The following is a 12,713-nucleotide window of genomic DNA, read 5'->3' on the forward strand; positions in this document are numbered from 1 at the left end:
ACGGGGGTTATCCCCCGTATGTGCGAGCGCTGTGATGGGTGATGCGCCCCGCCAGAAGAGTCGTGCGCACCGGCATCGTCCGCAGCTCGTCTCGAGAGGCGTGCGCCGGGTCGATGTCGACGAGCACGAGGTCGGCCGCACCGCCCAGACGCACTCCGCCGTTTCCGGCCGTTCCTCGATGCGCGCTCGCCCGCAGCGCGGTCTCGATGTCGAGGCGCTCCTCCGGATGCCACGGCGCGCGGTCATCACCGGTGCGATGTACGGCGGCCGCGATCGCGTGCCACGGATCGAGCGGCGACACCGGGGCATCCGACCCGAGCTGCACGTCGATCCCGGCGGCGCGCAGGCTCCCGAGCGGGTAGCCGATCGCTTCCTGCGTCGCCCACAGGCGATCGGCGGCATCGCGATCATCGATCGCGTGCTGCGGCTGCACGCTCGCGGTGATGCCGAGACTTCCCATGCGTCGCAGATCGGCGTGACGAACGAGTTGGGCATGCTCGATCGTGCCCTGAGCGCCGGTGGCGCTGAAAGCGTCGAGTGCGTTCGAGAGTGCGCGGTCGCCGATCGCGTGGACGGCGACGCGGATGCCTGCTGCCGTGGCGCGCAGTAGCAGGGCGTGCAGTTCCTCCGGCGGTACCGTGACGATCCCGTGGTTGTGCGGATCGTCGCTGTACCCGTGGAAGCACGCGGCCGTGCGCGTACCCAGCGAGCCGTCGCTGATCACCTTGAGCGCGCCCACGCGGACGAGACCGGTGCGGTCGCCCTCGAGCGGATCATCCGACCGGAAACCCGACCGCACGGCACGCTCGAGGTCTGCGGGGTAGACGGCGAACTCCACGTGCTGCGTGTCGAAGCCCGCAGCGGTGCGACGTGCCCAGGCATCCGCGTTCCACGCCATGTCGAAGTCCACGAGCCCGACGACTCCGCGCGCCGCCGCCCTCCGGGCAGCCTGCAAGACGGCAACGTCTGCCACGGCGGGATCGGCTGCATTCAGCCGTCGTGAGATCTCAAAGGCGTCCGCCTCGCGCAGCACACCGTCCGGCGCCTCCTCTTCGGAGAATCCCTCGCGACGCAGAGCCGCACTGTTGAGCCACACGCTGTGCACGTCTGCGTTGATCAGGTAGGTCGGCACATCGTTCGTCGCGGCATCCAGCAGCGTGAGCTCCGGAGCATCCGCCCACAGCACATCTCGATATCCGCTCCCGACACGGCGCCCATCCGCCTGCACAGGCGCATGGGACATCTTCTGCGCTGCGTCGACGGCGGATGTGACATCCCGCAGCGGCACACGCTCCGCAGCCAGCGCCCACTGCACCATGTGCACGTGGTGATCCCACAGGCCTGGGAGCACCCAGGCGCCGCGGCCATCGATCACCTCGCCGGCATCGAGCGTGGTGTGCCGCGCGCGCCAGCCATCGAACGTCCCGTGCGGGGCGATATCGGCGACGCGTCCTCCGGACAGCAGCACATCGACCGGCTCGTCACCGAACGGCAGCAGGTGCCGATCTGCACCGGCGACGCGCACACCCTGGAGCAGAGACGCTGCCGTCATGCCTGCGCCGTCCGACGCTGGTCGTGTGCCCGCCGCATCTCCGCCGCGAGTGCGGCTCTGGCCTCGGAACCGTCCCTGCCGAGCTCGAAGATGACGTTCTCAATGGTCTCGTCCGACTTGTTCTGGCTCAGCTTGCGCTTGGCCACGACCCGTGTCGGCGTCAGGCGGAAACCGACCGTGCCCGCCGCCAGCCTCGTGATGAACGCCTCGTCGTTCGGCGCCTGCCACATGCCCCGGGGGTTCTCCTGCCCTGCTTCGAAGTGAGCGACCAGGTCCTCCAGCACCCGAAGGTTCTCCTCCGGGCTCAGGATCTCCGGCCGTCCACTCAGGTGCACCGAGACGTAGTTCCATGTGGGCACTGCCGCGACATCTCCATACCATCCCGGCGAGATGTACCCATGCGGCCCTTGGAACATGACCAGCAGCTCCCCTACCCCCAGTCCCAGGATCAGGTCGTCCGGCCTCCCCACGTGTCCGACGACGGTCAGGTCGTCGCGCTCCGGGTCGAGCAGGACCGCGTAGTGCGAGGCCTGGAGACCCTCCGCTGTCGTGCCGACGAGCGTCGCCCATGGATGCTGCGCGATGATTCGGCGCAACTCGGTGAGATCGGTCATCGCGAAGCTCGGATTCTGGCGCATACGTCCAGATTAGAGCGGACGCGCCGCCCGGGCTCCGCCTACCCGCGACGCCGAGAACTCTGCACGACCGGAATCGCCTGTGTCTTCCAGTCCTCCCACCCTGGGCTGCCCTGCATGAACGCATCGATCTCCGCGGGAGTCGCCCGCAGCTTCGGATCGTTGTCGAGGTACTTCTTGGTCTCGCGTGCCACGAGCCCGGAGAGAATCAGGAGACCGATGAGGTTCGGCAGCGCCATGAGACCGTTCATGATGTCGGAGAACGCCCAGACCACACCCAGTTGCACCGTGCAGCCGACGAAGACCACGAGCGAGAAGATGATCCGGAACGGCATGACGGCTCGCCGTCCGATGAGCCGCTCGATGTTGCGCTCCCCGTAGTACGACCATCCCAGGATCGTCGAACCGGCGAAGAGCACCAGACCGATCGTGACGATGTAGTGCCCCCACTCGCCCGGGAGCCCATGTGAGAAGGCCGCGCCCGTCATGAGCGCGGGACTCAGCTGCTCGCCGGTCTCCGGGTCGATCTGATTCCACGTGCCGGTCGCGATGATCACGAGGCCCGTGCAGGTGACGACGATGATCGTATCGATGAAGGTCTGGGTCATCGAGACGAGCCCCTGACGCACCGGGTGACTGGTCTTCGCCGCGGCGGCCGCGATCGCCGCGGACCCCATACCCGACTCGTTGGAGAAGATGCCGCGCGCGACGCCGAACTGCACGGCGATGATGATCGCCGAGCCCGCGAAGCCGCCGACGGCGCTCGTTCCGGTGAACGCCTCAGTGAAGATCTGCGCGAATGCGGCCGGCACAGCGCCGATGTTCGCGATCAGGATGTACACCGCGCCCAGCACGTAGAAGATGATCATGACCGGAACGAGGCCGGCCGTCACCTTGCCGATGGACTTGATGCCGCCCACAAGGACGAGCATGGCGAAGACGGTGAGAACGATGCCCGTGATCCACGTGGGAACCTCGAAGCTCGCTTCGAGGTTCTGCGCGATGGAGTTTCCCTGCGTCATGTTCCCGATGCCGAAGCAGGCGATCACCGCGAAGACCGCGAACGAGAGTCCGAGCACCTTGCCGAACGGACCGGGGATCCCGCGTTCGAGGTAGTACTGCGGCCCGCCGGACTTCTCACCGGCATCATCCGTCTTGCGGAAACGCACCCCGAGGAAGGCCTCCGAGTACTTCGACGCCATGCCGAGCAGACCGGTCACCCACATCCAGAAGAGCGCGCCCGGGCCACCGATTCCGATCGCCGTCGCCACACCGACGATGTTTCCCGTGCCGACCGTGGCGGCCAGCGCCGTCGTGAGCGCCTGGAACTGCGAGATGTCGCCGTCCGCGCCCGGGTCCTTCCGTGTGATGAGCCCCAGACGCAGGGCGGAGCCCAGACGGAGGAACTGCAGACCGCCCAGACGGATGGTCAGGTACAGGCCTGTGCCGAGAAGCAGCGGAATGAGGAAGAACGGCCCCCAGACGATACCGCTCAGCGTGTCGAGGACGGATTGAAGGCCGGAGAGATCCATGAAGCTCCTGTCGTTGCCACTCTGCATCGGACGCGCCCATCATAGGCACACGCCGGAAACAGGAACGGACAGCGACGCGGGGCTGCCCCAGACCGCGCTCAGCGCATCCGGGTCATGCCTGGCAGGAGGGGCACCAGTAGAGCTTGCGTGCGCCGATCTCCTCCAGCGCGATCTCTGTGCCGCACACGCGACAGGGCAGCCCTGCACGGTGGTACACCCAGTGCCGGTCGTCACGGTGGGCCATGGCCGCCCGATACTCGTCCGGGTTCAGATCGTCCATGGTCATCATCTGACCGGTCTCCACGCCGATCGAGAGCAGACGAACCCAGTCACGCCACATCTCGCGCACGACCGACTGCGGTACCGCCTTGCCCGGCATATGCGGGTTGAGTCGCGCGCGGAACAGCATCTCCGCGCGGTAGACGTTGCCGATTCCGCTCACGACCGCCTGATCCATCAGCAGCAGCGCGATCGGGGTGCCCTTCTTGGCGACGGCGCGAACGAAACGCTCCTCCCCCTCGGCCGGGTCGCCCACGAGCGGATCCGGTCCGAGCTTCGCGACGCTGGCGAGCATCTCCTCCGGGGTCTGCAGCACGCATGCGGTGGGTCCGCGCAGATCGGCGCAGGTGATGTCGGTCAGCAGCCGAAGCCGCACCTGGCCGACCACAGGAGGCGGCCACGTGTCGTCGTCTTGCAGTCCCGTGGTCTGCTCGGACATCCGCACATGCACGCGCGTCTTTCTAGGAGCTCCGATCGACGCGAGCGAGTTCTCGCCGGCGTCATCCAGGATCTCGTCGTCGACGATGGTGCCGCGCTGGTTGGTCTGTCCCATGCGGCCGTTCGCAGCAGCGATCGTGGGATCCACGAGGATCTCTCCGGAGAAGTCCCAGGCACCGTAGAGGCCGAGGTGCACGCGCAGCCAGACATCGCCCTCCACCTCGAGGAACATCTGCTTGCCCACGGCCTGCACTTGCTCGACGGTCCGCTCGTTGAGCACAGCGGCACCCTCGGCGAATCGGCCCTGCGGACTCGACGCCTGCACGGGCTTTCCGACGAAGTTGCGCGCGAACTGTCGGGCGATGCGGTGGACGGAATGGCCCTCGGGCACTATGACGCTCGCGGGTCGGGAACCAGCGAGCCGTCGCGCTCGAACGCGGCGATCTGGCCGATACGTCGTACGTGGCGCTCATCCCCGGGGAAGGGCGTCGCGACGAAGGTGTCGATGAAGGATGCCACCTCGTCGAAGGAGTGCTGGCGCGCACCGATCGCGATCACGTTCGCGTCGTTGTGCTCGCGGGCGAGTTCAGCGGTCGCAAGGCTCCACACGAGGGCCGCGCGAATGCCTTCGACCTTGTTCGCGGCGATCTGCTCACCGTTCCCGGAGCCTCCGAAGACGACCCCGAGCGCCTCGACACCCGCCGCCTGGTCGGCGACGACAGCCTGTGCGGCGCGGATGCAGAACGCCGGGTAGTCATCGAGAGCGTCGTACTCGATGGGCCCATGGTCGATGACCTCGTGGCCCGCAGAGGCCAGGTGGTGCTGCAGCTGGGTCGAGAACTCGAGGCCCGCATGATCGGTGGCGATGTGGATGCGCATGCCTCTCATCCTACGATCGCGCACGGGCCAGACCACTCAGGGCGCGACGCCGGCGACCGCAGGCTTGAATCCGGCGCGAACGTTCTCGCAGCATCCGGGCCGGCAGATGTCGAAGCTCGGCGTCAGTGTCGTCACGCGCTGGCGCTCGGCGACCGGGCGACCTTCGAGGCGCTCCTCGATGAGGTCGACGATTCCATCGACGAACGCGGGCGAGACCCCGGGCGTCGGCGTACGCGCAAAGAGAAGCCCCGCCTCGGATGCCGCCTCCGCAGCCTCTGTGTCGAGATCCCAGAGCACCTCCATGTGGTCGCTCATGAATCCGACAGGCACGACAGCCACCGCGCGGCGACCACGGGCAGGAAGCTCCGCGATGACGTCGCAGACGTCCGGCTCCAGCCACGGCTGCGACGGGGGGCCGGAGCGCGACTGGTAGACAAGCTCCCACGACGCATCCGCTGCCGCAGGAATCAGGTCGCGCACCTGCGCCATCGTCCATGCCGCGACCGCCTCGTGCTGCGCCGCGTAGGCGCCGCCCTCGCCCCAGTCGATGTCGCGGGCACCAGAGCGCTCGGCATCGGTCGTCGGAATGCTGTGGGTCGAGAACAGGACCTCGATGTCGGCCGGCGCGATGCCTGCCTCGAGGAATCCCTCGATCGATGCGCGCACACCCTGCACGAATGCGTCGACGAAGCCCGGGTGGTCGTAGAACGGGCGGATCTTGTCGATCGTCACGGTACCCGCGAGCCCTGTCTCCTCGATCACGCCTGCGAGATCCTCCCGGTACTGCCGGCAGCTGGAGAAGGAGCTGTACGCGCTCGTCGCGAATGCGAGGAGCGTCGTGTCGCCGGCATCCGCAGCCTCCGTCACGACCTCGGCGAGGTACGGTGCCCAGTTGCGATTGCCCCAGTACACGGGAAGATCGATGCCCCGCGCCTGCAGCGCCGTTTCCAGAGCGAGCTTCAGTTCACGGTTCTGCGCGTTGATCGGACTCACCCCACCGAAGTGACGGTAGTGATGGGCGACCTCCTCCAGCCGCTCGTCCGGAATCCCCCGGCCACGCGTCACGTTGCGCAGGAAGGGGATCACATCGTCCTGTCCCTCCGGGCCACCGAAGCCGGCCAGGATGATCCCGTCGTAGGCGACGGGGGTCTGGACGTACCCCTCCGCAGAGCGGGCGGCCTCGGAACCATAGAGAACATCAGCAGCAGAGTGCGCAGCATCACGATCAGTCACGTCTTGATCGTCGCATCCGTTCCTTTCACTCAGCCGAATGCGCGCCGCACGCGCGCCGCGGTGAGCTCTCGAAATCGCTCGCCGACGGCACCCGCGAGGCTCTGGCGTAGGCTTACCTGGTTGCGAACCGCCGCCAGCAGCGCGAAACTTCACCGCAACACCCCTCACCCCTGGGAGTCTGAGCAGTGCCTGGAGAGAACCTCACCCGCATCGAAGCGCAGGAGCGCCGCGCGATCATCGACACGCAGTCGTACGAGATCGCCCTCGACGTCACGAAGGGAGCGGAGGTCTTCGGATCCCGCAGCGTCGTCCGCTTCACGGCGACACCCGGTGCGTCGACCTTCATCGACCTGATCGCCGGCGAAGTCCGCGAGATCACCCTGAACGGCGAGTCGATCGATCCGTCGACGGCCTTCGCCGACTCGCGCATCGCCCTCACCGGCCTTGCCGAAGAGAACACGCTCATCGTCGACGCCGACTGCCTCTACACCAACACCGGTGAAGGTCTGCATCGATTCGTCGACCCCGTCGACGGCGAGGTCTACCTGTACTCGCAGTTCGAGGTGCCCGACTCGCGTCGTGTCTTCGCCGTCTTCGAGCAGCCTGACCTCAAGGCGACGTTCCAGTTCACCGTCACCGCGCCGTCGGCGTGGAAGGTCATCTCCAACTCCCCCACCCCCGAGCCGATCGTCCACGACGGAGCATCGACCTGGGGCTTCGCCGCGACGCCGCGAATCTCCTCCTACATCACGGCGATCGTCGCCGGCCCGTACGAGGCCACCTTCTCCGAGCTCACCAGCGCCTCCGGCCAGATCGTGCCCCTCGGGGTCTACGGCCGCAAGAGCCTGTGGCAGCACATCGACGCCGACTACATCTTCGACAAGACCCGCGAGGGCTTCGCGTACTTCGAATCGAAGTTCGGTGTGCCGTACCCGTTCGCGAAGTACGACCAGATGTTCGTGCCTGAATTCAACGCGGGCGCGATGGAGAACGCCGGCGCGGTCACCTTCACCGAGACCTACGTCTTCCGCAGCAAGGTCACCGACGCCGTCAAGGAACGCCGCGTCGTCACGATCCTGCACGAGCTCGCCCACATGTGGTTCGGCGACCTCGTCACCATGAAGTGGTGGAACGACCTCTGGCTCAACGAGTCCTTCGCCGAGTGGGCGTCCACCATCGCGACCGCCGAAGCCACCGAGTGGACCGAAGCGTGGACGACGTTCAACGCCATGGAGAAGACCTGGGCGTACCGCCAGGACCAGCTCCCCTCGACGCACCCGATCGTCGCCGAGATCAACGATCTCGAAGACGTGCAGGTGAACTTCGACGGCATCACCTACGCCAAGGGCGGCTCCGTTCTGAAGCAGCTCGCTGCCTGGGTCGGCATCGAGGAGTTCTTCGCAGGTGTCTCCGAGTACTTCAAGAAGCACGCCTGGGGGAACACCGAGGTCTCCGACCTGATGGTGGAACTCGAGAAGACCAGCGGCCGCGACCTCTCGACCTGGTCGAAGAAGTGGCTGGAGACGGCGGGCGTGAACACGCTCTCTCCCTTCATCACCGAGGCTGCGGATGGCTCGATCTCGCGTTTCGCGATCACACAGACCGCTCCGGCGGACTACCCCACGATCCGGCCGCACCGCCTGGGCATCGGCTTCTACAACCTCATCGAGGGCGAGCTCACCCGCACGCACTACGTCGAGATCGACGTCGACGGCGACCTCACCGAGGTCTCGGAGCTGCACGGACTCGCCCGTCCCGATCTCGTCCTGCTCAACGACAACGACCTCGCCTACGCGAAGATCCGCCTCGACGACCGTTCGCTCGCCACCGCGATCGCGCACCTCGCGGACATCAGCGACCCGCTCGCTCGTTCGCTCGTCTGGGGCGCCGCCTGGGATCAGACGCGCGATGCTGAGAGCGCAGCGTCGGACTACATCGATCTCGTTCTCGGCAACATCGGCCGCGAGACCGAGTCGACGACGGTGCGCACCACCCTGCTGCAGCTGCAGCTCGCGGCCAACCAGTACGTGACGCCCGAATCCCGCACGGCAGCCCGCGAGAAGGTCGCAGATGGCCTGTGGGCGCTCGCAGAGGGCGCAGAGGCCGGAAGCGACAGCCAGCTGCAGTTCGTCACCGCGTTCGCGAACGCCCTTGTGACGCCGGAGCACGCGGCCACCGTGGGGGCACTGCGCTCCGGTGAGACGACCCTGCCCGGTCTCGAGATCGACACGGATCTGTCCTGGCAGCTGCTGGCCGGTCTCGCCACGATCGGCGCCACGGATGCAGCGACGATCGACGTCGCCCTCGCGGCCGACAACACCGCGAAGGGCGGCGAGTTCGCGGCGCAGGCACGTGCCTCGCTGCCGACGGCGGAGGCAAAGCGCGTTGCCTGGGCGTCGCTCATCGAGAAGGACGACGCACCGAACACGATCGTCCGCGCGGCGGCACTCGGCTTCGTGCACCCCTCCAGCGTCGACGTGCTCGGTGAGTTCGTGCCCGCCTACTTCGACATGCTGCTTCCGATCTGGAACACCCGCACGTACCAGATCGCGCAGTACCTGATCGTCGGCCTGTACCCGAAGTCGCTCGCGAACATCGAGCTTCGCGACGCGACCCGTGCGTGGCTGGCGGCGAACCAGGACGCGGCTCCCGCGCTGCGCCGTCTCGTCAACGAGAACCTCGCCGACGTCGAGCGTTCGCTCGCCGTGCAGGCCCGCGACGCCGACTGACGTCCTCTGACGAGCACGCTGGGCCGTACGGATCAACCCGTGCGGCCCAGCGTTTTCTCATGCTTCTCCCCCGCCGTTCCCCAGGAGCCCCTCGATAGGATCGGAAGCGATGATCATCACCGCGACCGAAGAGCCTGTTCCCGTCGATCCGACGGCGCCTGTCGACGAATGGGCGCCGTTCTTCGTGACGCTCGCAGAAGTCGGGTGGCGCGCACTCTGGATCGCTGTCGTCATCGTCTCGTGCATCATCCTGTCCTATGTGCTCCGCGTCGTGATCCGCCGCGTCGTGCACCGCATCGTCGACAGCGCGAAGAACAAGGCGCAGGTCACCGACACCGTCGCCTTCGAGCGCTCGCCGCTCGCGGATATGCGTCTCGTCCAGCGCACACGCACGCTCGGCACGATCCTGCAGAACATCGTCAACGTCACGCTCGTGGTCGTCGCCCTCGTGCTCGTCGTCAACATCATCGATAACACTCTGCTGGGCTCGCTCACGTTGCTGACGGCGGCCGTCGGCGCCGGCCTCGGTTTCGGCGCCCAGAACATCGTGAAAGACGTGCTGAACGGCATGTTCATCGTCGCCGAGGACCAGATCGGCATCGGTGACGTCGTCGATCTCGGACTTGCCTCCGGCGTCGTCGAGTACGTGAGTGTCCGTATCACACAGGTCCGCGATGTGAACGGCACGCTCTGGTACGTGCGCAACGGCGAGGTCACCCGCATCGGAAACATGTCGCAGGGCTGGGCGCGGGCGATCGTCGACCTCGGCGTCCCGCCGGAATCAGACGTCGCCGAAGTCGAAGCAGCACTTCTCACCGCGGCACAGGGACTCGCGAAGGACTCCAAGTGGCGCACCCGCATCATCGAGAAGCCGGAGATCTGGGGGCTGGAGTCCGTCACCGGTGATGCACTCGTGATTCGCGTCGTGATGAAGACGCGCGCAAACGCGAAGGATGACGTCGCGCGCGAGCTGCGGATGCGCCTACGCGCCGCCGTCACCGACATGGGCCTCGCGGTCCCGAGTTTGAACTCTGTCGAGCTCACCGGCCAAGAGGGTGCACGGCGCGTCCGAGGGGCGAATCCGCCGCACACCCGTCCGACCGCCGTCACGGGCGTCTCCCCCACGCCCGAGCGTGGCATCTGGCGCCGCAAGTCGACACCTGCTGCGCCCACCGCCGAGTCCAGCCCCGCGCCCGCCCCCGAGCCGAAGCCCCGCGGCGGCGGCATCACCCCGGCGCTCACCAAACCCATCGAGACATCGCCCGAGAAGTCCTCGAAGAGCGCGAGACCGCGCGCCCCGCGCACGAAACCCGAGGAGCAGAGTTGACGTTCTACGACGAGGTCGGCGGCTACGACACCTTCGAGAAGATCGTCGACGTGTTCTACCGCGAGGTCGCCCTCGATGAGGTACTCCGTCCGATGTACCCGGAGGAAGACCTCGGGCCGGCGGCCGAGCGCTTCACCCTGTTCCTCGTGCAGTACTGGGGCGGACCCGGCACCTACAGCGAGCGACGCGGACACCCGCGTCTGCGGATGAGGCACATGCCCTTCCACGTCAACCCCGACGCGCGTGATCGCTGGCTTCGTCATATGCGCACCGCCCTGGATGAGGCGAAGCTCTCGCCCATGCACGACGCGACGTTCTGGGACTACCTTGAGCGCGCTGCTCATGCCATGGTGAATACACTCGAACCCACGGGCATCGGACCGGCCCCCGACGGCCGCACTACCCTGGAAGCCCGCGCACGTCAGGAATCAACGGAGACCCCATGACGCTCACCCCCACCCCCCACACGACCGACGTTCTCGTGATCGGCTGGGGGTTGGCGGGATTGGTCGCCGCCGGTGAGGCTCTCGCTGCCGGCCGACGGGTCGTCATCGTCGATCAGGAGACGCGCACCGATTTCGGCGGCCAGGCATGGTGGTCGTTCGGCGGACTGTTCTTCATCGACTCCCCCGAACAGCGCCGCATGGGCATCCGTGACTCTCTTGAGCTCGCCCGAGAGGACTGGTTCGGCAACGCCGGATTCGATCGCGACGAAGATGCCTGGCCGAAACGCTGGGCCGAGGCGTACCTGCAGTTCGCCTCCGGCGAGAAGCGTGCCTGGCTGCGCGAGCGCGGCGTCGGGTTCTTTCCCGTTGTCGGCTGGGCGGAACGCGGCGGATACGGCGCGATCGGCCCGGGCAACTCAGTCCCGCGCTTCCACATCACCTGGGGTACCGGGCCCGGCATCCTGGCGCCCTTCATCGCCGCCGCCGAACAGGGCGAACGCGAGGGTCGGCTCACAATCCTCGCCCGACACCGCGTGACCACGCTGACCACGACCGATGGAGCTGTCACCGGAGCATCCGGAGAGATCCTCGAAAGCAGCGCGACGGGCCGCGGCGAGCCCTCCTCCCGACAGGTCGTTGGCGCATTCTCTGTCGACGCCGGCGCGACGATCATCTCGTCGGGCGGTATCGGCGGCAACCACGAGCTCGTCCGTGCGGCGTGGCCCTCCCGGCTGGGCACCGCGCCCTCGCACATGCTGACGGGAGTGCCCGCCTATGTGGATGGCTCGATGCAGGCCGTGAGCGCGGCGGCAGGAGCACACCTCATCAACGGTGACCGCATGTGGCACTACGTCGAAGGCATCACCAACTGGAACCCGGTGTGGCCGTCACACGGCATCCGCATTCTTCCCGGGCCCTCGTCGCTCTGGTTCGATGCGACAGGCAGTCGTCTGCCTGTGCCGCTCTTTCCCGGTTTCGACACGCTCGGCACGCTCGCGCACCTCCGGCAGACCGGCCACGACCATTCCTGGTTCGTCACTTCGCGGCAGATCGTCGAGAAGGAGTTCGCGCTCTCGGGCAGTGAGCAGAACCCCGACCTCACTGGCAAGGATCTCGGGCTTCTCGTGAAGTCGCGGCTCGCCAAAGGGCCGACCGGTCCCGTGCAGGCGTTCCTCGACGAGGGTGAGGACTTTCTCGTCGAGGACGACCTGGAAGCCCTGCTCACCCGCATGCAGCAGGCGCCCGGCGGCGAGCTTCTCGATATCGAACGCGTGCGACGCGAGGTCATCGCCCGCGACCGGGAGATCGAGAACGACTTCACCAAGGACGCCCAGATCGGGATGCTCCGCTCGATGCGCAACTATCGGGGAGACAAGCTCATCCGGACAGCCTCTCCCCACCGTCTGCAAGATCCCTCGGCGGGTCCGCTGATCGCGGTGAAGCTGCACGTGCTCACCCGCAAGTCGCTCGGCGGCATCGAGACAGACCTCGACGGCCGGGCTCTGGACTCAACGGGATCGGTGATCCCAGGACTCTTTGCTGCCGGCGAGGCCAGCGGCTTCGGCGGTGGTGGCGTGCACGGGTACCGAGCGTTGGAGGGCACGTTCCTCGGCGGATGCCTCTTCTCCGGCCGCCAGGCAGGTCGCGCCGCCGCGCGCTGAGC

At 67.1% G+C, this 12,713-nt stretch carries 10 protein-coding genes; 4 read left to right on the forward strand and 6 right to left on the reverse strand.

All coding sequences use genetic code 11. The features are described from left to right. Positions 1–7: 7 nt before the first annotated feature. From JOD62_RS00575 to JOD62_RS00600, 6 genes are all read right to left on the reverse strand, one after another. Positions 8–1,552, reverse strand: a complete 1,545-nt coding sequence (locus tag JOD62_RS00575; protein ID WP_204937407.1) for an amidohydrolase — start codon at positions 1,550–1,552, stop codon at positions 8–10. After that, entirely contained in the window at positions 1,549–2,190 is a 642-nt protein-coding gene (locus JOD62_RS00580; RefSeq protein ID WP_204937408.1) for an FMN-binding negative transcriptional regulator, read from the reverse strand. Before JOD62_RS00580 ends, JOD62_RS00575 begins: the two co-directional genes overlap by 4 nt. Positions 2,191–2,228: 38 nt before the next feature. Further along, positions 2,229–3,719, reverse strand: a complete 1,491-nt coding sequence (locus tag JOD62_RS00585) for an alanine/glycine:cation symporter family protein (protein WP_204937409.1) — start codon at positions 3,717–3,719, stop codon at positions 2,229–2,231. Between the two features lie 112 nt (positions 3,720–3,831). Beyond that, positions 3,832–4,827 carry an Fpg/Nei family DNA glycosylase gene (locus JOD62_RS00590; protein ID WP_204937410.1) on the reverse strand — a complete coding sequence of 332 codons (996 nt, stop codon included), beginning with the start codon at positions 4,825–4,827 and terminating at the stop codon, positions 3,832–3,834. Next, positions 4,827–5,315 carry a ribose-5-phosphate isomerase gene (locus JOD62_RS00595; protein ID WP_204937411.1) on the reverse strand — a complete coding sequence of 163 codons (489 nt, stop codon included), beginning with the start codon at positions 5,313–5,315 and terminating at the stop codon, positions 4,827–4,829. Before JOD62_RS00595 ends, JOD62_RS00590 begins: the two co-directional genes overlap by 1 nt. Positions 5,316–5,351: 36 nt before the next feature. Then, a complete protein-coding gene (locus tag JOD62_RS00600; RefSeq protein WP_204937412.1) occupies positions 5,352–6,548 on the reverse strand; it encodes a ferrochelatase in 1,197 nt (398 codons plus the stop codon). A 185-nt stretch (positions 6,549–6,733) separates the two neighbouring features. Between JOD62_RS00600 and pepN the strand changes: the two genes are divergently transcribed. From pepN to JOD62_RS00620, 4 genes are all read left to right on the forward strand, one after another. Further along, positions 6,734–9,277, forward strand: a complete 2,544-nt coding sequence (pepN, locus tag JOD62_RS00605; RefSeq protein ID WP_204937413.1) for an aminopeptidase N — start codon at positions 6,734–6,736, stop codon at positions 9,275–9,277. A 109-nt stretch (positions 9,278–9,386) separates the two neighbouring features. Beyond that, complete coding sequence (locus tag JOD62_RS00610; protein ID WP_204937414.1) at positions 9,387–10,604, forward strand: mechanosensitive ion channel family protein; 1,218 nt, start codon at positions 9,387–9,389, stop codon at positions 10,602–10,604. Beyond that, complete coding sequence (locus tag JOD62_RS00615; protein ID WP_204937415.1) at positions 10,601–11,050, forward strand: globin; 450 nt, start codon at positions 10,601–10,603, stop codon at positions 11,048–11,050. Before JOD62_RS00610 ends, JOD62_RS00615 begins: the two co-directional genes overlap by 4 nt. Beyond that, a complete protein-coding gene (locus JOD62_RS00620) occupies positions 11,047–12,711 on the forward strand; it encodes an FAD-binding dehydrogenase (RefSeq protein ID WP_204937416.1) in 1,665 nt (554 codons plus the stop codon). Before JOD62_RS00615 ends, JOD62_RS00620 begins: the two co-directional genes overlap by 4 nt. Positions 12,712–12,713 lie beyond the last annotated feature (2 nt).

The organism is Microbacterium keratanolyticum (genome assembly GCF_016907255.1).
GTDB lineage: Bacteria > Actinomycetota > Actinomycetes > Actinomycetales > Microbacteriaceae > Microbacterium > Microbacterium keratanolyticum.